Origin of the sequence: Nafulsella turpanensis ZLM-10, from assembly GCF_000346615.1 — a bacterium.
In the GTDB taxonomy this organism is placed as follows: Bacteria; Bacteroidota; Bacteroidia; order Cytophagales; family Cyclobacteriaceae; genus Nafulsella; species Nafulsella turpanensis.
Window position 1 is genome coordinate 58,621 of sequence record NZ_ANNU01000037.1, and the last position, 21,964, is coordinate 80,584.

At 46.9% G+C, this 21,964-nt stretch carries 20 protein-coding genes; 14 read left to right on the top strand and 6 right to left on the bottom strand.

Translation table 11 applies throughout. The features are described 5' to 3' along the window. The first annotated feature begins 71 nt into the window (after positions 1–71). From F752_RS0115090 to F752_RS0115100, 3 genes are all read left to right on the top strand, one after another. Positions 72–1,757: an ABC transporter substrate-binding protein gene (locus F752_RS0115090; RefSeq protein WP_026135770.1), complete on the top strand. Its 1,686-nt coding sequence runs from the start codon at positions 72–74 to the stop codon at positions 1,755–1,757. A 155-nt stretch (positions 1,758–1,912) separates the two neighbouring features. Further along, entirely contained in the window at positions 1,913–2,770 is an 858-nt protein-coding gene (locus F752_RS0115095) for an alpha/beta hydrolase (RefSeq protein WP_017732581.1), read from the top strand. A 144-nt stretch (positions 2,771–2,914) separates the two neighbouring features. Then, positions 2,915–3,667, top strand: coding sequence for a DUF72 domain-containing protein (locus tag F752_RS0115100; protein ID WP_017732582.1), 753 nt, complete (start codon positions 2,915–2,917; stop codon positions 3,665–3,667). 103 nt (positions 3,668–3,770) lie between these two features. Here the strand turns inward: F752_RS0115100 and mdh are convergent, their stop codons facing one another. From mdh to tilS, 3 genes are all read right to left on the bottom strand, one after another. Then, positions 3,771–4,703 (bottom strand): malate dehydrogenase, encoded by a 933-nt coding sequence (gene mdh, locus F752_RS0115105; RefSeq protein ID WP_026135771.1) that lies wholly within the window; start codon positions 4,701–4,703, stop codon positions 3,771–3,773. Between the two features lie 149 nt (positions 4,704–4,852). Beyond that, positions 4,853–5,380, bottom strand: coding sequence for a cyclic nucleotide-binding domain-containing protein (locus F752_RS0115110; RefSeq protein WP_017732584.1), 528 nt, complete (start codon positions 5,378–5,380; stop codon positions 4,853–4,855). Continuing rightward, entirely contained in the window at positions 5,377–6,714 is a 1,338-nt protein-coding gene (gene tilS, locus F752_RS0115115) for a tRNA lysidine(34) synthetase TilS (RefSeq protein ID WP_017732585.1), read from the bottom strand. Before tilS ends, F752_RS0115110 begins: the two co-directional genes overlap by 4 nt. A gap of 50 nt (positions 6,715–6,764) precedes the next feature. Here tilS and F752_RS0115120 point away from each other — a divergent pair, with 50 nt between their 5' ends. The 8 genes from F752_RS0115120 to ispE all read left to right on the top strand — a co-directional run bounded on the left by F752_RS0115120 (position 6,765) and on the right by ispE (position 16,084). Next, positions 6,765–8,420 carry an OstA-like protein gene (locus tag F752_RS0115120; protein WP_017732586.1) on the top strand — a complete coding sequence of 552 codons (1,656 nt, stop codon included), beginning with the start codon at positions 6,765–6,767 and terminating at the stop codon, positions 8,418–8,420. 55 nt (positions 8,421–8,475) lie between these two features. Continuing rightward, a complete protein-coding gene (locus F752_RS0115125) occupies positions 8,476–9,312 on the top strand; it encodes an outer membrane protein assembly factor BamD (protein ID WP_040664697.1) in 837 nt (278 codons plus the stop codon). A 4-nt stretch (positions 9,313–9,316) separates the two neighbouring features. Continuing rightward, positions 9,317–9,646, top strand: a complete 330-nt coding sequence (locus tag F752_RS0115130) for a DNA-directed RNA polymerase subunit omega (RefSeq protein WP_017732588.1) — start codon at positions 9,317–9,319, stop codon at positions 9,644–9,646. Positions 9,647–9,778: 132 nt separating this feature from the next. Then, a complete protein-coding gene (gene coaBC, locus F752_RS0115135; RefSeq protein WP_017732589.1) occupies positions 9,779–11,008 on the top strand; it encodes a bifunctional phosphopantothenoylcysteine decarboxylase/phosphopantothenate--cysteine ligase CoaBC in 1,230 nt (409 codons plus the stop codon). Then, positions 11,001–11,912: a type IX secretion system protein PorD gene (gene porD / locus F752_RS0115140; protein ID WP_017732590.1), complete on the top strand. Its 912-nt coding sequence runs from the start codon at positions 11,001–11,003 to the stop codon at positions 11,910–11,912. Before coaBC ends, porD begins: the two co-directional genes overlap by 8 nt. Positions 11,913–12,203: 291 nt before the next feature. Then, positions 12,204–13,868 carry a DNA repair protein RecN gene (gene recN / locus F752_RS0115145; RefSeq protein ID WP_017732591.1) on the top strand — a complete coding sequence of 555 codons (1,665 nt, stop codon included), beginning with the start codon at positions 12,204–12,206 and terminating at the stop codon, positions 13,866–13,868. Between the two features lie 444 nt (positions 13,869–14,312). Next, on the top strand, positions 14,313–15,125 hold the full coding sequence (locus F752_RS0115150; RefSeq protein ID WP_017732592.1) for an enoyl-ACP reductase FabI: 813 nt from the start codon (positions 14,313–14,315) through the stop codon (positions 15,123–15,125). 140 nt (positions 15,126–15,265) lie between these two features. Continuing rightward, positions 15,266–16,084, top strand: a complete 819-nt coding sequence (ispE, locus tag F752_RS0115155; protein WP_017732593.1) for a 4-(cytidine 5'-diphospho)-2-C-methyl-D-erythritol kinase — start codon at positions 15,266–15,268, stop codon at positions 16,082–16,084. Positions 16,085–16,170: 86 nt separating this feature from the next. On the opposite strand, the gene F752_RS0115160 is transcribed toward ispE, so the two are convergent. Genes F752_RS0115160 through tgt form a run of 3 tightly spaced genes read right to left on the bottom strand, consistent with a single transcriptional unit; the run spans position 16,171 to position 19,288 of the window. Beyond that, positions 16,171–17,085, bottom strand: coding sequence for a DMT family transporter (locus tag F752_RS0115160; RefSeq protein ID WP_017732594.1), 915 nt, complete (start codon positions 17,083–17,085; stop codon positions 16,171–16,173). Beyond that, positions 17,085–18,158, bottom strand: a complete 1,074-nt coding sequence (locus F752_RS0115165) for an LptF/LptG family permease (RefSeq protein ID WP_017732595.1) — start codon at positions 18,156–18,158, stop codon at positions 17,085–17,087. Before F752_RS0115165 ends, F752_RS0115160 begins: the two co-directional genes overlap by 1 nt. Next, on the bottom strand, positions 18,158–19,288 hold the full coding sequence (gene tgt, locus F752_RS0115170; RefSeq protein ID WP_026135773.1) for a tRNA guanosine(34) transglycosylase Tgt: 1,131 nt from the start codon (positions 19,286–19,288) through the stop codon (positions 18,158–18,160). Before tgt ends, F752_RS0115165 begins: the two co-directional genes overlap by 1 nt. A gap of 184 nt (positions 19,289–19,472) precedes the next feature. Between tgt and F752_RS0115180 the strand changes: the two genes are divergently transcribed. The 3 genes from F752_RS0115180 to rsmG all read left to right on the top strand — a co-directional run bounded on the left by F752_RS0115180 (position 19,473) and on the right by rsmG (position 21,959). Next, a complete protein-coding gene (locus F752_RS0115180; protein WP_017732597.1) occupies positions 19,473–20,600 on the top strand; it encodes a glycosyltransferase in 1,128 nt (375 codons plus the stop codon). Beyond that, positions 20,591–21,205, top strand: a complete 615-nt coding sequence (locus F752_RS0115185; RefSeq protein ID WP_017732598.1) for an RNA polymerase sigma factor — start codon at positions 20,591–20,593, stop codon at positions 21,203–21,205. The genes F752_RS0115180 and F752_RS0115185 overlap by 10 nt, the downstream gene beginning before the upstream one ends. 124 nt (positions 21,206–21,329) lie before the next feature. After that, positions 21,330–21,959, top strand: coding sequence for a 16S rRNA (guanine(527)-N(7))-methyltransferase RsmG (gene rsmG, locus F752_RS0115190; RefSeq protein ID WP_017732599.1), 630 nt, complete (start codon positions 21,330–21,332; stop codon positions 21,957–21,959). Positions 21,960–21,964 lie beyond the last annotated feature (5 nt).

Genomic DNA, 21,964 nt, shown 5'->3' on the forward strand with positions numbered 1-21,964 from the left:
GAAAAATAGGTCAATCTTTATGCCCGGTTAGATGACAAAGATAGAAGTTTAATTCAAAATTCTTAAAAATTATGCTAAGACAATTTTGTGCGTATTTAATGGCAGTATTGCTTATTACAGCTGGCTGTACTGCCACTGACAATGCACTGGAGGATGGGAACGCCAAGGTTTTTCGGTACAACCAGGCAGAGGGCCTGAGCTCGCTCGATCCTGCTTTTGCCCGAAACCAGGCAAATGTATGGGCGATTACTAATTTATATTCCGGTTTATTTGAGCTGAGCCCCGATATGTACCCTATTCCCGATATGGTGGACAGCTGGGAAGTTTCGGAAGATGGAGGTACTTATACCTTTAATTTAAAGAAAGGTATCCGCTTCCACGACAGCGAAGTGTTTGAAGGAGGGAAAGGCCGCGAAGTAACCGCCGAGGATTTTGAATACAGCTTTAAAAGATTGCTCGATCCTGCCACCGCCAGCACCGGAGCATGGATATTTAACGACAAGGTAAAGAAAAATGAGGCCGGCGATGGCTTTGCCGAAAATTGGGTGGAGGCAACGGATAAGTATACGCTGGTACTTCGCCTCGAAAAGCCATTTGGTCCTTTTCTTGAAATCCTGACGATGCCCTACACTTTTGCAGTGCCTAAAGAGGCGGTGGAGAAATGGGGAAAAGACTTTCGTAAGCACCCTGTTGGAACAGGACCATTCCAGCTCAAATCATGGGATGAAGGCAACAGCCTTATTATGGTAAAAAACCCTAACTACTGGAAAGATGATGCCAACGGCCAGCAGTTGCCTTACCTGGATGCTGTAATGGTTTCCTTTATTCAGGACCGTAACCAGGAGCTGCTGACCTTTCAGCAGGGAAAACTTGACTTTATGTCGGGCGTTGAAGCGAACAGCATCGACCTTATCCTGGATAAAGATGGTGCAGTTAAAGAAGAGATAAAAGGAAAGTTTGTTGTTCAGAAAGTACCTTATTTAAATACAGAATACATAGGCTTTCAGCTCGATCCTTCTGTTTATAAAGGAGCAAACCACCCAATACTGAATAAGGACTTCCGGAAGGCCATGAACTACGCCATTAACAGGGAAGAAATGCTGAAGTACCTGTTTAATAACCTGGGTACGCCAGGTAAAGGAGGCATCATTCCTCCTGCCATCAAATACTTTAAGGAGAACACGGTAAAAGGCTATACCTATGATCCGGCTAAAGCCGAAGAGCTGCTGAAAACAGCCGGTTACCCTGGTGGTAAAGGGCTCCCTACGATTAAGCTTAATACAACGGTACAGTCGAAGCCAATGGTAGAATACCTGCAAAAGCAGTGGGGTGCCGTGGGTATTCCGGTTGAAATTGAGATTAACCAGACGGCTACTCACCAGGAGCTGATCGATAACAGCAGAGCCAACTTCTTCCGCGGTTCATGGCTGGGCGATTACCCTGATGCGGAAAACTACCTTGCCATGTTCTACAGCAAATACTTTTCTCCGGCAGGGCCTAATAAAACACACTTTAACAATAGCGAATTTGACAAACTATACGAAAAAGCCCGCTATGAGTCAGAAGGTTTTAACCGCCTGGATCTCTACCACAAAATGGACCAGATAATTATGGAAGAAGCACCGGTGATTGTGCTCTTTTATGATGAGGTGGTGCGCCTGACGCAAAACAATGTGACCGGCCTTGAGCCAAACCCCATGAACGTTCTGGATCTGGAAAGAGCCAGCTTTGTAGATGGAGAAGTTATTCAGGAATAAAACCTTTGAAAAGAGGTGAATTTAAAGGGCAGTCTTGTACTGCCCTTTTCTTTTTTATACCTTTTGGTGCTGGTGTGAGAGGGGCAGGTAAAGAAGGGTGCTGTTTGGTAGAAAAGCTTAATGAAGCCGTCGCGTAATATATCTCTGTTAAATTAATGAAAACAACTTCTTTCGAATTAAAAGCCTCTGGCCCTGTCAGGCTTTTTGGCTTAGGCTGGGAGCCGGTAAATGTGCCTGTAAAAACCGTAATAGTGCTGGTTCATGGGCTTGGTGAGCATACAGGGAGATACAAAGAACTGGCCCGGTTCTTTACGTCCAGGGGCTGTGCGCTCTATGGCTGCGACCTTCGCGGACATGGAAGAAGTCCGGGTAAAAGAGGCCATGCATTATATCCGCAGCTCTTAAACGACCTGTCAGAGCTTATTCAGTATGCGGAGCGTCAGCACCCCGGGCTGCCCCTTATCCTGTACGGACATAGTATGGGCGGTAATATTGCGGCTAATTTTGTGCTCGACAGGCCGGAAGTCCAAAAAGCATTAAAGGCCGTAGTTCTTTCTTCTCCATGGCTTCGCCTGAATATCCCGGTTTCTCCTGTAGTAGTACAGCTATCCCGGCTAATGCAGAAGGTTTACCCTTCCTTTACCCAAAAGAATAAAATTAATGCCGAATGGCTGAGTAAGGATCCCCTGGAGGTGAAGGCTTATCAGGAAGATCCATTGGTGCATCCATACATCTCCGTCAGCTTGTTTTACCAGGTCCATGAGCATGGAATGGGTGCAGTGCGTAAGGCTAAGAAGCTATCGCTGCCCCTGCTGGTAATGCATGGCAGCGAAGACCGGATTACCTCCTGCGAGGCCAGCAGAAGGTTGGCAGAAAAAGCCCCTCATGCACAGTGGAAGCTTTGGAAGGGAGTGCGACACGAACCTCATCATGAACTGGAGAAAAGAGAGGTAATGCAGTTTGTGTGGGAATGGATGGAGGAACTGCTACAGCAGAAACCTGTTAATGAGTAAAAAGAGCCGCCATCCGGTAAAATAGAGGAGGTAGTGCCAGGCAGCCTCTTTGTGTGGAGTACATGGCCTGCTTAGCAGGCCATGAATCTGTTGAATCCGGAACCAAATGTCTGTTTTTCGGTCATACAGTAAAGCCTGATAAGTATGAGCATAGAAGAAAATATGAATAACCATCGTATCCGGGTCGGTACTTCCGGCTGGTCTTATCCCTACTGGAAGGGGAACTTTTATCCTGCTGGACTTCCACAGAAGGAACAGTTTAACTATTACCTCAGCATATTCAGAACGGTGGAAATCAACAATTCCTTCTATAAACTTCCTTCGCCGGAAACTTTTGCCACCTGGCGTGCGGCCGTTCCGGAAGATTTTATATATGCCGTAAAAGCCAGCCGCTATATAACGCATATGAAAAAGCTGAAGGACCCGCTGCAGTCCCTGGAGAAGTTTATGCATGCTGTCAGCTTTCTGGAAGACCGCCTTGGACCTATTCTCTTTCAGCTGCCTCCCTTCTGGAACCTTAACCTCGATCGCCTCAGGGAGTTTCTGGAGGTATTGCCAAAGGGTTACCGCTATACCTTTGAGTTCAGGAACGATACCTGGTACGATGAAAGGGTGTATGAATTGCTGAAGGAGCACAATGTAGCCTTCTGTATTTACGAGCTGGAATACCACCAGTCGCCCGTTCCTCTTACCGCCGATTTTGTGTATGTGCGCCTGCACGGACCGGAAGGTAAATATGCCGGAAGCTATTCGGATGAAGCCATGCAGGAGTGGAGCCAGCAGGCCAAAGAATGGAAGGCGCAGGGGAAGGACGTCTATATTTATTTTGACAACGACCAGAATGGCTACGCCGGCTTTAATGCCCGGACGCTGCAGGAAATGGTAGGAGGGGAGTAAGTGCTGGTCGGGAAACAAAATGGCTGCTATCGATTGATAGCAGCCATTTTGTTTACAGATGTGCCTCGCGGTAGCAGATGAGCACTTCTTTAAATCAGCAAGATTACTTGCCCATTTTGTCCAGTACGTCCATTACCTCCTGTACGTGCACACGGCTGGTTTCGAGATCTTTCTTTTCTTCGGCATTCAGGTCGAGTTCAATTATTTTCTCGATACCGTTTTTACCCAGAATTACCGGTACGCCCAGGTAAGTGTTTTTGATGCCATACTCACCATCCAGCTGTACACAAACAGGGAATACACGACGCTGGTCACGAACAATGGCCTCTACCATTTGAGCGGCAGCGGAACCTGGAGCATACCAGGCAGAGGTACCCATCAGCTTAACGAGTTCACCACCACCGGTTTTGGTACGTTCGATAATGGCAGTCAGTTTATCTTTTTCAATTAGCTCTGTTACAGGGATACCACCTACAGTCGTATAACGAGGAAGCGGAACCATGGTATCACCGTGGCCACCCATTAATACAGCCTGTATATCTTTTGGCGACACGTTGAGTGCTTCGGCAAGGAAAGCGCGGTAGCGGGCAGTATCGAGAATGCCGGCCATCCCCATAACGCGGGTACGAGGTAGCTTGGAGGTCAGGTGCGCCTGATAGGTCATTACATCCAGCGGATTAGACACTACGATGATGATGGCTTCAGGTGAATGCTTGATAACGTTTTCCGTTACACTCTTCACGATACCGGCATTGGTTTCAATAAGGTCGTCGCGGGTCATGCCGGGCTTGCGGGGAAGGCCGGAGGTAATTACTACCACATCGGAGCCGGCAGTTTTGGTGTAATCGTTGGTAGAACCAATGGTACGGGTATCGTACAGGTTAATGGGGGCCTTTTGCCAGATGTCGAGGGCTTTGCCTTCGCTAACACCTTCTTTAATGTCCACTAAAACTACTTCATTCGCAATTTCGCGGTAAGCCAGCACATCGGCACAGGTGGCGCCAACATTACCAGCTCCTACTACGGTCACTTTCATATTAAAAATTTTAGAGTGTATGTAAAGTTTATAAAGTACTGCAAATTTAAAAATTAATATGGAGGAGCCAACTTTGGCGGGCGCCACCACCATAAAAATATACTGGCCCGACAAATTGTTTAAGAGCGGGCATACTTATTTGGCGCCATTTACCTCTCTGGGTTCAGGTAAGCTTCGCCCAGGTTAAAGAAGCCAAAGGAGGAGCGGTAGGCATTAAACAGGTTCATGGTGTAGGAGTTATATAGCTCCGCCATCGAATTCAGCATTTCCGCCTTTATATTGGTGTGGTTCTCGAAGATATCCAGTACGTTCACCTGAGGAATTACATATATGTCGGCTTTTTCGGTAATGACAATGGAGGTGTAAATGCGGCGGGTATTTTCGAGCAGGGCATTGTCGCCAAAAGCCTGCCCTTTATTCAGGATGGCCAGCACCTCCATTTTTTCCTGCAAATCGATATTCAGCGATACACTCCCGTTTTTAATGAGGTAAATAGCCTGACTGGGGTCATTCCGGAAGAACACCACCTCATCCTGCATATAGGTTCGCTTGAACATATAAGGCGTAAAGAGGGCCATCTCTTCGTAGGTGAGCCGCTCGAAGAGCTTAATTCTGCTCAGAAAGCGAAAAAGCTGCAGTTCTTTGTCGGAATAGGTTTTTTTGAAGGGGTTCTTCATAAGTGCGCTGCTTTTACCTCCATTACCTCCTGGCTTTTGTCGGTCAGTTTAAAGCGGTTATCGATGCGGTACCCGACTATCCAGGCAATGGACTCTCCGGAGGTGAGGACCAAAACCCGCTCTTTCAAGTTTAAAGGAATTTTTTCGTCAATCATAAAATCGCTCAGCTTTTTTTTCTTGTTCATTCCCAAAGGACAAAACCAGTCTCCGGCTTTCCATTTGCGCAATTTTAGCGGGTATTTGAGCTTATCTTTATCGAGGGCAGCCAGCAGGCGGTCGGGCTTAATCTGGTAACCTTCCGCTGGTTTTGTCTCAAACGTAAACTGCCAGTCGGTATACTGCACCGGGGTTTCGCCCTCCTGAATCTCAAGGCTTTGATACTCCTGTAAACTTTTTGGGCTGATGATAAGCTGAGCCCGGTCGATGTTGAGCCGGTGAGTGGGCGAATCCATTATTTTGCCGGAGGTGGTTCCTTCCTGCCGGCTTGCCTGCCATATGTTCCTGGCCTGCACATAGCTGAAGCCCCAGGGCGCTAACAGTTCACTTAAAAAAAGGACAGGCTCTTCGGTCGCTTCGAGCGGCGTAAGAATCAGGAGCCAGTCAGGCCCCTGCTGCTGAATCGCCGTTTCCCGGAGCTTATCGGCCTGCCGGTAAAAGAAGCGCTCCACAGCCCCGACTTTTTCTGCCGTCTGGCTAACGGTTTGTGCCAGGTTTGGGTTGAGCTCCTGCAGGGGCGGAATCACCTCCTGCCGGATTTTGTTGCGATAATATTTAGTAGAGGCATTGCTGCTGTCTTCGCGCCAGATGAGCTGTTTTTCCGTTACAAAAGCATAAATCATTTCCTTGTCGGCAAAGAGGAGGGGGCGCACAAAGCGACCCCGCTTCGGAATAATCCCGTGCAGGCCGGCAATGCCGGTGCCCCGGCTCAGGTTTAACAGCATGGTTTCGAGCAGGTCGTTCTGGTGGTGGGCAAGGGCTATATAATCGTAGCCTTCGGTGGCTGCCAGCGTTTCGAACCAGTTGTAGCGCAGCTCCCGGGCAGCCATTTGTATCGACATTTTATGGTCGCCGGCAAACTGCTCGGTATCGAAATGCTTTACATGACATTCAGCACCCATTTTTCGGGCCAGCTTCCGTACAAACTTCTCATCCTCATCCGATTCCTCTGCTCTGAGTTCGAAATTGCAGTGGGCAATGCCTACTGTAAAGCCCGCATCGGCAAAAAGGCGGGCCATTACAACGGAATCTATACCGCCGCTGATGGCCAGAAGTATTTTGTCTTTCTTCGTGAAAAGTTCTTTTTCAGATATATAGGCTAAAAATTGATCAACCATACTGTAATGCTTCTTTTTTCGTTAGTTTTGTGCAAAACAAATAAAGCAGCATGTCTTTTCCTACGAAAAAGGAAGCCGGTTATGCCGGATTATTCATTCTAATGTTATTACTGCTGTTTCAGGTCGATGGTTTCGGGCAGAAGCGCCTTCGCTATGAAGCCGACAAGCAAATAGGGAAGCGGGAGAACGGAGTACGGACAGATTATATAGTGGGAAATGTAATTATTAAACAGGGAGAAACCACTATTTATGCTGACTCGGCCATCGTGCAAAAGGAGTCGAGTGTTGCCGAAGCCTTTGGCGATGTTCGCGTAACCGAAGGAGACTCTATTGACATCCGCGCCAGGCGCCTGTTGTACGGTGGAGGCTCAGGCACTGCCCGACTGAGAGAAGAGGTAGTATACCGCGATGGTGAAACAGTATTGTATACCGACAGCCTAGATTATAATAAGTTCGACGGTATTGCCCGCTACTTTGGGGGCGGTCGCATGGTCGATGGTGATAATACCCTGGTGAGTGATTTTGGGGTATTTGATAAGCAGAATAATACTGCCCGCTTTTATGGGGGCGTGGAATTACGAACAAAAGATGGGGTGGTAAATTCAGATACCCTTATCTATAATACAGAAACAAAGGTAGCCACTTTCAAAGGCCCTACCACTATTACAGATAAAGACGGAAACGAAAGTTTTGCCGAGAATGGATTGATTCGCAACACCAATTCCGAATCAACTACTATTTTTAACGGTACCATCGAAAACGAAGATTATATAATTACGGGCAATCAGCTGAATTACGACCAGCTCAACGATGTTTCTACCGCTACAGGAAATGTGGTAATGACCTCCAAAACCGACGAGGTAGTCATTACCGGAGAGCGATCGGTATATAATAAAAAGACCGGCCTTACCCATATTTTTGGAAACCCGGTGATGCGAAGACCCATAGAAGGAGATACCCTTTACCTTTCCGCCGATACGCTGGTGTCAATCGATTCGCAGAAAGATGCCGATAAAAGACTCCTGGCTTTCCATGATGTAAAAATCTATAAAGAAGACCTTCAGGGGATTGCCGACTCGCTGGTCTATTACTTTGCCGACTCCACCATCTTTTTTTACCAGGATCCGGTGCTCTGGAATGACAGGAGCCAGCTGAGTGGCGATACCATTAGTGTGCTGATGGTAGAGAAGAAAATTGACCAGTTGAAACTCCACTCCAATGCCTTTGTCATTACGCAGGATAGCCTCGAAAACTTTAACCAGGTAAAGGGGCGCCAGTTAGCTGCTTTTTTCAAGGATAGTGAACTCAGTAGAATTGATGTGAACGGCAATGGCGAAAGCATTTATTTTGTGCTGGAAGAAGAGGAGGATGTGCTGGTAGGAATGAACCGCATTACCTCAGGCAGTATGCAGATGGAGTTCCTGGAAGGGGAGCTGGACCACATTAAATTTTATACTAATCCGGAAGGAAAATTTGTGCCGCCCCATGAGCTGCAGGAGCCAGATAAGCGGCTGACCGGCTTTAGCTGGCGGGCCGAGGAGCGACCTACCCGTCCCGCCGTACTCAGGCTGGAGGAAAAAGCAGATTCCCCGGAATCGGCTACAGAAGAGGCGCCTGCGGTGGAAGTGCTGCCGAAAGGAGAGCTGCTGCCAGGAAAAGAGCTGCCAGTTCAAAAAAAGAACAAAAAGAAGGACAGGGGCGAATAAAGCCGGAAGACCTAAAAATTGTGTATTACTTTTAATTGATTATCTTTGCGAGCTTATGCGAGCTACCATTAAATTGCCAAAATTGTTTGTATTGTTGCCACTGCTTGTACTGCTGGCAACTTCCTGCAGCGAGTTCCGGAAAATTCAGCGGAGCGGAGACTGGGAGAAAAAGTATGAAGCTGCCCTGGAATACTATAAAAATGAAGAGTATGGTAAAGCCGCCATTTTACTGGAAGAGGTGCTGCCACTGACAAAAGGAACCAGTAAGGCCGAAGAGGCACAGTTCTATTATGCCTACGCTCTTTTTCATCAGGATCTTTTCATTGAGAGTGGTTATTATTTTAAGCTCTTCTACGATACCTATGGCCGTAGCCCCTTAGCGGAAGAAGCCCTGTTCATGCATGGCTATTCGCTTTACCTTCAGTCGCCCCGCTATAATCTTGACCAGACCAGCTCCTTTGAGGCTATTCAGGCGATGCAGAACTTCATCAACATCTTTGCCTATAGCGAATATAAGGAGCGAGCCACCGAAATTCTGGACCAGCTGCAGGCAAAGTTAGAGCGTAAGGCATATGAAAATGCGAAACTTTATGCCGAAACAGGACGTTTCAAAGCTGCCCTGGTCGCACTGGAGAACTTCGGCAATGATTTTCCGGACTCTGACTATAATGAAGAGGTAGACTACCTTAAAGTAAAGGTGGCCTATGAGCTGGCCGAAAACAGCCTTGAAAGTCTTCAGCGGGAACGTTTTTACGACGTGATCGACCACTATCAGGATTTCGTAGACCGCTATCCTGAAAGCACCTTTGGGCGCGAAGCCGAGAAAGCCTATGTGCTGGCACAGGAAAAAATAACAGATATCAATCAGGAAAGTAAACAGAATAATTCATAAGCATATGACACCTAAAGCATCTATCGTTACCCGCGACCTCGATAAAATTGCCGAACCAACCGGTAACCTGTACGAATCACTCGCAGTTATTTCAAAAAGAGCCCGCCAGATTTCTTCTCAGATGAAAGATGAGCTAAGCTCTAAACTTGCTGAGTTTGCCTCTACAGTAGATAATCTGGAAGAGGTATTCGAAAACCGCGAGCAAATCGAGATTTCGAAGTATTATGAAAGACTGCCTAAGCCCACCATTCTGGCAATTGAAGAATTTCAGGAAGGAAAGGTAATGTTCCGCAAGGCGGAGGATGAAGATAATAATCTTCCGGCCGCGCTTTAATACAGCGGCACCAATCTTATGGATTGTGCAGTAGGGGAGAGCGGCTTTTTCCGTTGCCGTAAGGGGAAGAGCCGTACATGATGCAAGCGTTTTTTGTCTCAATACCCAATACTCACTACTCAATACAAGTTTATGAAAAACCACGTGCTCCACGGAAAAAAAATTATCTTGGGAGTATGCGGAAGTATTGCAGCCTATAAATCAGCCTATCTGGTGAGGCTGCTGGTAAAAGCAGGGGCAGAGGTGCAGGTTGTAATGACCACCTCTGCCATTGATTTTATAAGCCCGCTGACTTTAGCTACCCTCTCTAAAAAACCGGTACTTCACCAGTATGTGAAAAACAGTGCCGGAGAATGGAATAACCATGTAGCCCTCGGTTTATGGGCCGACCTGGTTTTAATAGCTCCGGCAACTGCTCATACCATTGCAAAACTGGCAAATGGCCTCTGCGATAACCTGCTGAGCGCGGTATATCTTTCGGCCCGCTGTCCCGTATTTATCGCCCCCGCCATGGACCTGGACATGTACCAGCACGGGAGTACCCGCCATAACCTGCAGCGTCTGCAAAGCTATGGCAATACTATTATAGCGGCAGAGTGGGGCGAGCTGGCAAGCGGACTGGAGGGACAGGGAAGGCTTGCCGAACCGGAAGAAATTGCTCAGCGGCTGGAAAAGCACTTTCAGCAGGAGGAAGAAGGGCAGAAGGGCACTTTTCAGGGGAAAAAAGTGTTGATTACCGCAGGGCCAACATACGAAGACATTGACCCTGTGCGTTTTATTGGCAACCATAGTACGGGTAAAATGGGCTTTGCACTTGCCGAAGCCGCGGCGGAAGCAGGAGCAGAGATTACCCTGGTATGCGGTCCGGTTCATTTGCAAACGCAGCACCCTCGCATCAGGCGCATAAATGTTCGGACAGCAGAAGAAATGTATGAGCAATGTCGACTCCATTTCACCAGCCAGGATGTGGCTATCTTTGCTGCGGCGGTGGCAGACTATAAGCCGGCACAGGTGAGCAGCCAGAAGATTAAGAAAAAAGAAACTGAAATGGCCCTGCCTCTTACCAAAACAGTAGATGTGGCACTTAGCCTGGGGAAGGAAAAAAAGGCCGGGCAGTTTACCGTAGGCTTTGCCCTCGAAACAGAGCATGAACAGCAATATGCCCTGGATAAACTCAGGAAAAAGCAGCTTGACATGATTGTACTCAACAGTCTGAATGACGAGGGGGCCGGTTTTGGCCATGATACCAATAAAATTATGCTGTTCGGGAAGGATGGCAGTCAGCAGGAGTTTCCTTTAAAGAGTAAACAGGAGCTGGCAAAAGATATAATTGCGCAGATTAGCTTAAAAATAAATGCTTAAAAAATTTTCCATCGTCTTTATCGCTGTTTTTTGCTGGCTAAGCGGAGCCCTTCAGGCTCAGGAGCTGAATTGCAGGGTTACTATTAATGATTCCCAGGTGCAGGCGAGCGATAGAACCATCTTTAGGGAAATGGAAGAGGCATTCACCGAATTTCTGAATGAGCGTGACTGGACTCCGGAGGAGTTTGGGTATAATGAGCAGATTGACTGCAACGTTCAGATTACCATTACCGAACAGAACCAGATTGGTGATTATAGTGCTACCTTTTATATACAGGCCGCGCGGCCTGTGTACGGGAGCAGCTATATCACCCCAACCTTTGTCTTTAACGATCGCGATTTTAACTTCCAGTATGTAGCTTCGCAGCCGCTGGACTTTAGTCCTACCAGCTTTAACAGTAACCTTAGCTCCATGCTGGGTTTTTATGCTTACATGGTGCTGGGGATGGATTTCGATTCTTTTGCTCCTTTAGGAGGAACACCTTTTTTTGAACAGGCCAGGAATATAGCACAAATAGCACAGCAGGAAGGTCTTCCCGGCTGGGATCCGGCGGCAGGTGGTAATGCCAGCCGTAACCGGGGAGCCCTCATCAATAACGTGTTAAGCCCTCAGGGCCTTCCTTTAAGGGAAATGATGTATACTTACCACCGCCTTGCCCTCGACACCTTCATCGAAAGTCCGGAAGAGAGCAGGAAGCTGGTGCTGGAAGGGCTTAAAACTCTTCAGGAGGTTAGAGAATATAACCCTGGCGCCATTGCACTTATCGCTTTTTTTGATGCCAAGAGTGATGAGCTCACTAAAATGTTCACCAAAGGAGATATTTCAGTTCGCCGGGAGGCCTTTGATCTCCTCCGCTCAATGGACCCTAGTGAGGTAGAAAAATACAGCCTTATTATAGAATAAGCTTCTCCCGCTTATCTTAAACCTTCCTGAAATCACTCTTAAAAAGCCTGTACTATTCCTCTTACAGGCAATGTGGAAGTGCTGAAAAATTACTAATTTAGCTTCTTAAAAACAGACCTTTCCCACGGTTCAGTGGCCGAAGGTAAAGGCTCTGTAAAATGGGTTGGAACAGGTGTTTTAACCTTTTGCAAAATCAGGTTGGGGTGGAGAAGTTTTCTGTCTGAAACAGCAGCTGTATAACCAAATGCCTCCCTTTACCGAAAAGAGACTGTAGTAACGCAGACTAAATTCATGCTCAAGAATTTAATAATAAAAAATTATGCCCTGATAAGGGAGCTGGAAATGAAGCCGGCTGCCGAACTGAATATCATTACCGGCGAAACAGGGGCAGGTAAATCCATTATGCTCGGTGCGGTAGGAATGCTGCTGGGGAACCGGGCCGATACACGGGTGTTGTACGACGAGGAAAGCAAGTGTATTATTGAAGGCACCTTCGATATTTCGGATTATGATGCACTTAAACAGCTGTTTGAAGAAGAAGGGCTGGACTATGAGGGCGAAAGCATCATCCGCCGTGAAATTGCACCCAGTGGTAAATCCAGGGCTTTTGTAAATGATAGCCCTGTTACGCTGGATATCCTGAAGCGGATGGGGAATTACCTGATGGATGTGCACTCCCAGCACGATACACTTCAGTTAGGTTCCAACACCTACCAGCTCGATGTGCTGGATGCTTATGCAGCCAATAAGCCGGAAAGACTTCGCTACGAGCAGGCTTATAAAGCCTATCGAAAGGCTGCACGTACCTATCAGCAGTTGCAGGAAGAGGCGGCAGAAAGCAGGAAGGAAGCTGATTATAACAGCTTCCTGCTGCAGGAACTGGAGGCTGCCCAGCTTCAGGGCCTCAACCAGCAGGAACTGGAAGAGGAGCTGGAGAAGCTGGAAAATGCAGGGGACATTAAAATTAAACTGGGCGGTATTGTGCAGGCGCTGGAGTATGCCGAGCCCATGGCCGTTAACAGTACGCTCCATGGAGTTTTTACGGAACTGAAACAGCTGGGTCGCTACAGCGAAGCCTACCGTAAGCTGGCCGAGCGGATGGAAAGCAGCCTTATTGAACTGAAGGACATTAGCCGGGAGCTGGAGGGTGAAGAACAGGAAATAGAGGTCGATGAGGAGAAAACCGCTCTTCTGCAGGAACGCCTGCGGGTTGTTTTTAACCTGCAGCAAAAGCATGGTGTAAGCGAAATTGAAGATCTATTACGCATACAGGAAGGCCTGCAGCTAAAAGTAAGCCGGGTGCAGAACCTGGACGAAGAACTAATTGCTGCCCAGAAGGAACTGCAAAAGCAGGAACAGGAAATGCAGGCACAGGCCACCAAGCTGTCGAAGAGTCGCCAGCAGGTGTTTGAAAAATTTGCCAGAGAAGTGGCTGGGCTCCTGAAAGATGTAGGCATGCCCGATGCAAGCCTACAGGTAGATCATAAAATTATTGCAGCCCAGGCCAGCGGTATCGATGAGGTAAACATTCTTTTCAGTGCAAATAAAGGAGTGAAGCCGCAGCCGCTGAAAAATGTAGCCTCCGGGGGCGAATTTAGCCGCCTAATGTTCTGTATTAAGTATGTGCTGGCCGATAAAACAGCCCTGCCCACCATTGTTTTCGATGAAATCGATACAGGGATATCCGGAGAAATTGCCATAAAAATGGTGAAGATGATGCAGGAAATGGCCCGTAATCACCAGGTTATCTCCATCAGCCACCTGCCGCAGATTGCCGCCAAGGGGAGCGCCCATTATTTCGTGTACAAGGATAACTCAACCGCTAAAACTTTTAGCCGTATTAAAAAGCTGAATGAAGAGGAGCGGGTATCGGAAATCGCCAAGATGATTGGCGGGGCTCAGCCATCCGCAACTGCTTACGAAAGCGCCCGCGAACTAATGGGGGTGAAGGTGTAGGACTTATCGTTGGTAATTCTTAGTTGTTCGTTTAAGCTAGTGAGTATTAGGTATGGGATATTCAGTATTAAGTACAAAGTAATAAGGCATCTCCAATGGAAATTGTCATTGCTGGGAATGTATTTAGGTGGCAGTTTCTGCCCATGAGTGACTTCTTCTCAAGAAATCCTTTTAATGAATGCTCCTCTCCCATTCGACACAGATTACTCCAGGCTACACCTTCGCAATGACAGCGGATTGTTGGCTCCTGCCTCCGGAAAGGCAGGTTCTGTGTGGCAGGTCTTACGTCCATTATCTAGTATCTGTCGCCTAACATCTCAGGTCTAAAACCTCCTATCTCCTGTCTAATATCCGGCAGCTATTCGTTTTTAAAAGATTATCCTTTATTTTAGGGCTTCAAAACCAACAGTCTTATGGGGCTGCAAACTAAATTATTTAATTGTTATGGCTTATAATTTGCTAAAAGGGAAAAGAGGAATCATTTTTGGTGCACTGGACGAAAACTCCATCGCCTGGAAGACTGCCCTGAAATGTCATGAAGAAGGTGCGCAGTTTGTGCTGACCAACGCCCCGATTGCGATGCGGATGGGTAAAATAAATGAGCTGGCGAAAGTTTGTAATGCAGAGGTCATTCCTGCCGATGCAACTTCCGTAGAAGACCTGGAAAACCTGGTAAATAAATCCATGGAAGTACTGGGAGGGAAGCTGGACTTCATTCTTCACTCTATTGGCATGAGCCCGAACGTGCGCAAAGGCAAAGCCTACAACGACCTTAATTATGACTGGTACCTGAAATCAATCGATATTTCCGGTATTTCCTTTCACAAGGTATTGCAAACTGCCGATAAGCTGGATGCTATGAATGAATGGGGAAGCATTTTAGCCCTTTCCTATATCGCGGCACAGCGTACCTTCCCCGACTATTCCGATATGGCCCAGGCCAAAGCTGTACTGGAAAGTATTGCCCGCAGCTATGGCTATTTCTTTGCTAAAAAGAATAAGGTTAGAGTCAATACCATTTCGCAAAGCCCCACTAAAACGACTGCCGGTACAGGCGTAGGTGGCTTCGATGTGTTTTACGATTATGCCGATAAAATGTCGCCCTTAGGGAATGCTTCAGCGGAAGATTGTGCCAACTATATTGCGGTTATGTTCTCTGATTTTACCCGAATGGTAACCATGCAGAACCTGATGCACGATGGTGGTTTCTCCAGCTCAGGTATTACAGAGGAAATTGTTAAAGAACTTACCAAGTAAGCTAACAACAGAGGCTTTGGAGGGTATTTACTTTCAAAGCCTCTGTTTTTATTTCTCCTGTTTTAATTCAAGCATTTTTCTCCTGCGGGTGTCTTCTTTTTTAGCTGTCTCCTTGCGCTGTACCCATACTTTTACTCCTTATGGTAGTTTTCCCAAACGCAAAAATTAATCTGGGCCTGAATGTGGTTGCGAAGCGGCCTGATGGTTTCCATGATATCGTTACCTGCTTTTATCCTGTGCCGGTGCATGATGTGCTGGAAATTATAGAAACCAATGCGAAGAAGAGCAGTTTCCGGTCCTCTGGAATTGCCATTCCGGGCCGGGAGGAGGAAAATCTCTGTATGAAGGCTTACCAGTTGCTGAAAAAGGATTACCAGCTGCCGCCCGTGGAGATGTACCTGCATAAAATTATCCCCATTGGCGCCGGACTTGGTGGTGGCTCTTCCGATGCAGCTTTTACCCTGGAGGTTTTGAATGAAATGTTCCAGCTTTTTCTCGATGGAACCATACTGGAAGAGTATGCCTCCCGGCTTGGGAGCGACTGTGCCTTTTTTATCCGAAATAAGCCTGTACTGGCCTTCGAGCGTGGCGATGTATTCGGGAGTGTAGAGGTAACGCTAAAAGGCAAAAAGTTGCTGCTTATTTATCCTGATGTACATGTCTCGACTGCCGAAGCGTACAGTAAAATAAAACCTGCCACCCCTGAACAATCCGTAAAGGAAATTCTTGAACAGGAACCGATAGAAAACTGGCAGAACCTGCTGACCAATGACTTTGAAGAGAGTGTTTTTCAGCTGTACCCGGAAGTGGCAAAGCTGAAAGAAGAGCTGTATAAGGCAGGCGCTGTGTATGCCTGTATGAGTGGGAGCGGTTCCTCTGTTTTTGGTATTTTTAATGAAGACGCAGATATTTCTTCAGTGCTAAGAGAGTATAAACAGCGCTGGGAGCTGCTGCTCTAAGACCGCTTTCCCACTTACAGAGGCACAGGGATTATAAAGATTCCTGGGTGTGTAAGGCTTTATCCCTCTTAATGTGGTAAGTGTATTTATTGAATTTTCCTGATACGGAGTTGCCTGCGTTTATCCCAGCGTACAAAGAGGGGGTATACCAGTACGGCTAACAATATAATGGCCGTTCCTGCATAAAATCCAAGTGTCATTTTTTCATCCTCATTAAAAATAAGTACGGCCAGGAGGATGCCATATACCGGCTCCAGATTAACACAAAGGTTAACCGAAAAGGCACTAAGCCGTTTTTGCAGTTCCACTGAGGCAGAGTAGGCATATACGGTGCATATAAGGGCTAAAATGGCTATCCACATCCAATCCATGGGAGAAGGAACAATCAGGCCCTGCCCTTCTGAAGGAAAAAGTGAGCGGTAGAGCGGGAAGAGCACCGCAACGGTAAGGCAGGCTCCTACCATTTCGTAAAAGGTGACCATATAGCCATTGTGCTTTTTGGTAAACTCCCCGTTGATGACCGTAAAGCAGGAGGCAAGAAAGGCAGAGAAAATAGCCATGGTCAAACCTAAGGCATGGTCAAATTCAAACTGGAAAATAACGTACAGGCCCCCGATGATTACCAGGCCCAGCGCCACCTCATAGGCTTTAATGCCTCTTTTGGTCACCATCGGTTCCAGAATACTCGTCCAGAGGGTTGCCGTGGCCATACCTGCCAGGCATACCGAAACCGTGGCAATACGGGCGGCGGCAAAAAAGAGGACCCAGTGGCCGGCAATAAGGGAGCCGGTCAGCAGCATTTTTAGGAGTGCTCCTTTCCCCAGCCTGAAGTTGCGTTTTCGATAGGCCAATAGAGCCGCCAGCGCCAGGGAGGCCAAAAGGGTGCGGTAAAAAACTATTTCGACAGCCGGAATGCTGATAAGGACACCCAGAATGGCGGTGAAACCCCACAGGAGCACTATAAAATGCAGCTGCAGGTAATCTTTAACACTGCTGTTCATTAGCGAGGCACCGTGCGGTAAAGAATTAGACCTACAATGGAGAAGACAATATTTGGTACCCACACCGCAATAACTGGCGAGAGGGCTTTTGCTTCGGCTATACTTTTAGCCAGCACAAAAAAGAGAATATAAACGAAAGCGATGCCGAAACCCATGGCAATCATTAAACCGGAGCCACCTCTTGACTTTCGCGACGACATAATAAGGCCGATAAAGGTGAGGATAAGGGCCGCAAAGGGAGACATATATCGGATGTACTTCTCAATTTCGTAGATAATGATATTATCGGCCCCTCTTTCCTTTAGCTCAGCAATATAATTATTTAACTCCGGGAGGGTAAAGGTCTCCTGCAGCTGGTAGGTACTGCTAAAGTCGGATGGTTTAAGGGAGATGAGGGTGTCCATGGTAGCTCCCCGGCTTACCTGTTCTTCCATCCCTTTTATTTTTCTGAGCTCCCAGTCGCGCAGCGTCCATTTACTGCTGGCTGAATCCCACTCCAGCCGACGGGCAGTCAGCTTTGCCTTTAACTCATTCTCATCGATAGTTTCGAGCGAAAAGCGGTAGCCTACTTCCGAGTCGTTATTATAGCTCTCCAGGTAGGCATATGATTTTGGCGCTACCTTAATATGGATATTGCGGTCGGTAAAACGAAAAGGCTTTTTTACATAAGCAATTTCAAAGGCAATTCTATCTTTATTGGCATTTGGAAGTACATAGCCGGTGAGAAAAAAGCTGAGAATGGCAATAATGGTTGCTCCCATCATGTAAGGTACCATCATCCGTCTAAAGCTCACGCCGCTGCTCAAAATGGCAATAATTTCGGTATGGCCAGCCATTTTAGAGGTTACAAATACAGTGGCAATAAAAACGGTAATAGGCGTAATGAAGTTGGCAATATAGGGGATAAAGTCCAGGTAATAGCCCAACACCTGGCTTAGGCTCAGGTCATGTTGAATGAAGTTGTCATTCTTCTCCGTTATATCGATTACACAAATAATCGTTACCAGGATGAGTACCACGAAAAAGAAGGCCGTCAGGAACTTCTTCAGTATATATCTATCCAGTATCTTCATTAAAGCTTTTGCATCAGTTGATGGACCATTTTGTTTTTCCAGTCTGCAAAGGTGCCGTTTTTAATCTGCTCACGGGCTTCTTTTACCAGCCAGAGATAAAACGTCAAATTATGAATAGAGGCAATCTGGGCACCTAACATTTCTTTGCTGTGAATCAGGTGGCGCAGGTAAGCTTTGCTGTAGAAAGTGCTGGCATACCCACCCAGTGTAGGATCAATCGGGCTATGCTCGTCTTTCCATTTTTCATTCCGGATATTTATGATTCCCTGCGTGGTAAACAACATGCCGTTACGGGCATTTCGCGTGGGCATTACACAGTCGAACATATCCACTCCCAGTGCAATATTTTCCAGTATGTTAGCCGGCGTACCTACTCCCATAAGGTAACGAGGCTTATCGGCCGGTAGTATGTCGCAAACGAGCTCCGTCATTTCATACATCATTTCGGCAGGTTCGCCTACCGAAAGGCCTCCAATGGCGTTGCCTTCACGCCCCTGCGCCGCAATAAACTCCGCAGACTGCACCCGAAGGTCTTTGTAAACGCTGCCCTGTACAATAGGAAAGAGCGACTGATGGTAACCATATTTTGGTTCAGTGGCATCGAAACGGCCGACACAGCGCTGGAGCCAGCGGTGCGTACGTTCCATGGAATTTTTGGCATAGTCGTACTCGCAGGGGTAGGGGGTGCACTCATCGAAGGCCATAATAATATCGGCCCCTATACTGCGCTGGATATCCATTACATTTTCGGGTGTAAAATGGTGCCTGGAGCCATCAATGTGGGAGGTAAACTTTACACCTTCTTCCTTTATCTTCCGAATGTCTGATAGTGAATAAACCTGATAGCCGCCGCTATCGGTAAGGATGGGGCCATCCCAGCCATTAAATTTGTGCAGGCCCCCTGCATTCTCCAGTATGCCCAGGCCGGGGCGCAGGTAAAGGTGGTAGGTATTGCCCAGAATGATCTGTGCTTTTATATCTTCTTTCAGCTCCCGCTGATGTACTGCTTTAACCGAACCGGCGGTACCCACTGGCATAAAAATAGGGGTTTCAATGGTGCCATGGTCTGTGGTGAGGGTGCCGGTGCGGGCTTTGCTGCCCTTGTCTTTGGCGAGTATGGTAAATTGCATATCTGTTTTTTCGGGTATGCAAAAATACATTTTCCATGCCAATAAGCCAATCCCTAATCCTGAAGCTTTTACCAGTGTTTTTGCAGCTGTTTTTTCTGTTCCTGTCCTGTAATATCTCCGCCTTTTCTCTTAAGGATAATCTGAAAATTCAACCTATATTTGTTATCTCATACCATTTCCCTTTATGTATTTCTTGCCAGCTTTACTGCTCGTTTTATTTGCCCTATCCGTTATTGTTCAGTTTTATTACTATCTCTTTCGCTTTGGCAGGGTAGCAGCCTACAAAAAGGCCGACCCGGCGGAAGGCGCCGCCGGTTTTACTGGGCCCATTTCTGTTATTGTAAGTGCCCGGAATGAAAGAGCGAACCTGGAACGCTTGCTGCCTAAACTGATGGAACAGCAGTATCAGGACTATGAGGTAATTGTGGTAAATGATAATTCTACCGATGAAAGCAAGGATTACCTCGATGGCTTTAAGCAGCAGTTTCCAAAGCTGAGAGTAATTCACCTGGAGCAAACGCCGCCGCACATTACCGCGAAAAAATACGCGCTTACCATGGGGATAAAGCATGCCAAACATAACCTGCTTGTGTTTACCGATGCCGATTGTTTGCCTGCTTCGGACCTGTGGCTTGCCTGTATGGCCGAACCTTTCCGGGAGGCGGAGGTACAGATTGTGCTGGGTTATTCTCCCTATGAGGCCCACAGTGGGTTTCTTAACCGCTTTATCCGCTTCGAGACCCTGCACACGGGGCTAATGTATATAGGGGCTGCGCTTGCCGGAAAACCTTATATGGGCGTTGGGCGTAATATGGCCTATCGCAAAAGCTTTTTCCTGGAAACGAAGGGTTTTATTAAGCACAGAACCATTGCCGGAGGCGATGATGATTTATTTGTGAACCAGAATGGTACTAAAAAGAACACACGGGTAGCCATTGGTGCGGATGCAGTGGTGTACTCCATTCCTAAAAAAACAGTAAAGGAATGGTACCGCCAGAAGCTCAGGCATATGGTGGTTGGAAAGCTATACCGTAAAAGTACGAAGTGGCGTTTAGGGTGGCATGCCGCTTCTCAGCTGCTCTTTTGGATAACTTTTATTCTTCTACTGAGTTTATGGATTGAACCTTACTGGATCTTAGGAGGTTTTCTGGTAAGATTGATTCTTTTATATTATGTAATGATTGCAGCCAGTAAAAAATTAGGGGCAAACTTTACCGACTGGTCTATTTTTCTGCTCGATTTTTTATTCGTCTTTTATTACCTTTTTATAGGAATAGCAGCCTTTTTTACGAAAAAAACTACATGGAAATAAATAGCAATAAACAATTTTCAGACAAAGCGCTGGAGGATTTCCGGCTGATAGATAGTGCCCTGGAGGACGGGGATGAGCAGGCATTCGCCGAGCTGATGCAGCGATATAAAATGGCAGTGTACCACATGATCCTTAAAATGGTGCGCAATGTGGACGATGCCGAAGATCTTACCATAGAAGCTTTTGCCAAGGCCTTTAAAAATCTTCATAAATTTAAAAAGGACTATACCTTCAGTACCTGGCTCTTCAGGATTGCCACGAATAACGCGATCGATTTTATTCGAAAGAAGAAGCTTAAGACCCTCAGCCTTAATACCACCTTTACCAACGATAGCGGCGATGATGTAAATATTGATGTGGAGGATGAGAACCTGAACCCGCAGCAGGAAGCAATTAAAAGCCAGAAGATTGAGCTGGTGCAGATGTTTGTAACCAAACTGCCGGCAAAATACCAACGCCTCGTAAAACTGCGTTACTTCGATGAGCTGTCGTACGACGAAATTGCCAAAGAGCTGGATGCTCCCCTGGGCACTATCAAAGCCCAGCTCTACCGCGCCCGCGAACTAATGTATGAACTGGTAAAGAATAAGCGGGAACATTTATAATAATTATTTGCACTTCTATCTATTTTTTGCCTTTAGGCGGTAAAGAAGGAGCTGTAAATTTGCTTTTCTGCCGGACAATCATGCAATTTTGAACTTCATTACCCATTTTTGAAACAAGATTTTCATGCAAGGAGCAGAGGTTATTCTTCGCTATTTTCCGGATATTACTACTTCACAGCAAAAGCAGTTTGCCGCCCTTGGGGAGCTGTATGCGGAGTGGAATGAGAAAATCAACGTTATCTCCCGCAAAGATATAGAGCAACTGTATACCCGCCATATTCTCCATTCGCTCGGCATTGCCAAAGTGCAGCCTTTTTTGCCAGGAAGTAAGGTGTTGGATGTCGGGACAGGCGGCGGTTTTCCGGGTATTCCCCTGGCAATTCTTTACCCGCAGACCCATTTTACTCTGGTAGATTCAATAGGCAAAAAAATTACAGTAGTCAAGAATGTTGCCGAGGCACTGGGGCTCGACAATGTGGAGGCTCATCCTATACGGGCAGAAAAAGTAAGAGGTAAGTTCGATTTTATCGTCAGCAGAGCAGTAACCCGAATGGCCCCCTTTTATGAGTGGGTAAAAACAAAAGTGGCCGACGAATCCAAGCATCCGCTATACAATGGAATCCTGTACCTGAAGGGGGGCGATTTGCAGGAAGAAATGGAAGAGTCGAAGCTAAATTATGCCATGTATAACCTCAGCCAGTATTTCGAGGATCCTTTTTTTGAAACGAAGAAAGTAGTTTACGTGCCTTTATAAGTATA

Coding starts and splice junctions, on each gene's coding strand:
- F752_RS0115090 (WP_026135770.1), top strand. CDS start 72: ATGCTAAGACAATTTTGTGCGTATTTAATGGCAGTATTGCTTATTACA.
- F752_RS0115095 (WP_017732581.1), top strand. CDS start 1,913: ATGAAAACAACTTCTTTCGAATTAAAAGCCTCTGGCCCTGTCAGGCTT.
- F752_RS0115100 (WP_017732582.1), top strand. CDS start 2,915: ATGAGCATAGAAGAAAATATGAATAACCATCGTATCCGGGTCGGTACT.
- mdh (WP_026135771.1), bottom strand. CDS start 4,703: ATGAAAGTGACCGTAGTAGGAGCTGGTAATGTTGGCGCCACCTGTGCC.
- F752_RS0115110 (WP_017732584.1), bottom strand. CDS start 5,380: ATGAAGAACCCCTTCAAAAAAACCTATTCCGACAAAGAACTGCAGCTT.
- tilS (WP_017732585.1), bottom strand. CDS start 6,714: ATGGTTGATCAATTTTTAGCCTATATATCTGAAAAAGAACTTTTCACG.
- F752_RS0115120 (WP_017732586.1), top strand. CDS start 6,765: ATGTCTTTTCCTACGAAAAAGGAAGCCGGTTATGCCGGATTATTCATT.
- F752_RS0115125 (WP_040664697.1), top strand. CDS start 8,476: ATGCGAGCTACCATTAAATTGCCAAAATTGTTTGTATTGTTGCCACTG.
- F752_RS0115130 (WP_017732588.1), top strand. CDS start 9,317: ATGACACCTAAAGCATCTATCGTTACCCGCGACCTCGATAAAATTGCC.
- coaBC (WP_017732589.1), top strand. CDS start 9,779: ATGAAAAACCACGTGCTCCACGGAAAAAAAATTATCTTGGGAGTATGC.
- porD (WP_017732590.1), top strand. CDS start 11,001: ATGCTTAAAAAATTTTCCATCGTCTTTATCGCTGTTTTTTGCTGGCTA.
- recN (WP_017732591.1), top strand. CDS start 12,204: ATGCTCAAGAATTTAATAATAAAAAATTATGCCCTGATAAGGGAGCTG.
- F752_RS0115150 (WP_017732592.1), top strand. CDS start 14,313: ATGGCTTATAATTTGCTAAAAGGGAAAAGAGGAATCATTTTTGGTGCA.
- ispE (WP_017732593.1), top strand. CDS start 15,266: ATGGTAGTTTTCCCAAACGCAAAAATTAATCTGGGCCTGAATGTGGTT.
- F752_RS0115160 (WP_017732594.1), bottom strand. CDS start 17,085: ATGAACAGCAGTGTTAAAGATTACCTGCAGCTGCATTTTATAGTGCTC.
- F752_RS0115165 (WP_017732595.1), bottom strand. CDS start 18,158: ATGAAGATACTGGATAGATATATACTGAAGAAGTTCCTGACGGCCTTC.
- tgt (WP_026135773.1), bottom strand. CDS start 19,288: ATGCAATTTACCATACTCGCCAAAGACAAGGGCAGCAAAGCCCGCACC.
- F752_RS0115180 (WP_017732597.1), top strand. CDS start 19,473: ATGTATTTCTTGCCAGCTTTACTGCTCGTTTTATTTGCCCTATCCGTT.
- F752_RS0115185 (WP_017732598.1), top strand. CDS start 20,591: ATGGAAATAAATAGCAATAAACAATTTTCAGACAAAGCGCTGGAGGAT.
- rsmG (WP_017732599.1), top strand. CDS start 21,330: ATGCAAGGAGCAGAGGTTATTCTTCGCTATTTTCCGGATATTACTACT.